Annotated in this window: 1 protein-coding gene and 1 pseudogene; both read left to right on the top strand. The window is 63.4% G+C overall.

Annotated features, from left to right (window positions below; genetic code table 11):
• Positions 1-267: pseudogene (locus ACZ60B_RS43085) on the top strand (MBL fold metallo-hydrolase); the annotation flags it as partial.
• Between the two features lie 68 nt (positions 268-335).
• Positions 336-983 carry a DsbA family protein gene (locus tag ACZ60B_RS43080; protein ID WP_043139796.1) on the top strand — a complete coding sequence of 216 codons (648 nt, stop codon included), beginning with the start codon at positions 336-338 and terminating at the stop codon, positions 981-983.
• Positions 984-1,036 lie beyond the last annotated feature (53 nt).

Below are 1,036 nucleotides of genomic sequence, written 5' to 3'. Positions count from 1 at the left end.
CACTGGCAGCAGACGCTGAAAAATATCGAAGCGCTGAAGCCGCAGGTCGTCGTGCCGGGCCACTTCCTGCCGGGCGCCGCGCAAACGCTGGCATCGGTGCACTTTACCCAAAAATACCTGACCACGCTGGAAGCCGAACTGCCGAAGGCCAAGGATTCCGCCGCGCTGATTGAAGCGATGAAAAAGCATTACCCGACGCTGAAAGACGAATCGAGCCTGGAACTGAGCGCAAAAGTGCTGAAAGGCGAGATGAAGTGGCCGCAATAAGCGCCCCTGCGTGATTGAACCAGCCCTGGCGCCGCGGTGAACTGCCGCGCGCCAAGCGAGGAGTAAAAATGACCGAAACCACTCTGCATTATATTTTCGATCCGCTGTGCGGCTGGTGCTACGGCGCCACGCCGCTGGTGAAAGCGGCTCAGAGCCTCCCCGGGCTGAAGGTCGTGCCGCACGCCGGCGGCATGATGACCGGCAACAACCGCCGCCAAATCACCGACGAATGGCGCAACTACGTCATTCCGCACGACAAACGCATCGCCGAGATGACGGGCCAGCCTTTTGGCGAAGCCTATTTCAACGGCCTGCTGCGCGACACCACGGCAGTGATGGATTCCGAGCCGCCGATCACCGCAATCCTGGCGGCGGAGAAACTGGCGGGACGCGGGCTGGACATGCTGCACCGCATTCAGCGGGCGCACTACCAGGAAGGCCGGCGCATCGCCGACACGCCGGTGCTGGAAGCGTTGGCGAAAGAGCTGGGGTTGCCTTCGGCGGCGTTTATCGCCGAAATGCGCTTTAGCAGCGGCGCGCCGACCGCGCAACACATCGCGGAAAGCCGGGCGCTGCTGGCCAAAGTGCAAGGCCAGGGCTTCCCGACCTTTGCGCTGCAGGATAGCGAAGGCCGCCTGCATCTGCTGCCGGCCGGCAACTATCTGGGCAATGTGGAAGCCTGGAAAAACCTGCTGGGCGCCGCCGCGCTGGCGTAACCCTTCTCGCCCCGATCGCCGGGGCGGGTCATTCGACCCGCACGAACCGCCCT

It is taken from the genome of Streptomyces sp. NPDC104096 (assembly GCF_055584385.1).
Note: the sequence above shows the minus strand (reverse complement) of the source record. Positions and strands in the feature narration are given on the sequence as shown.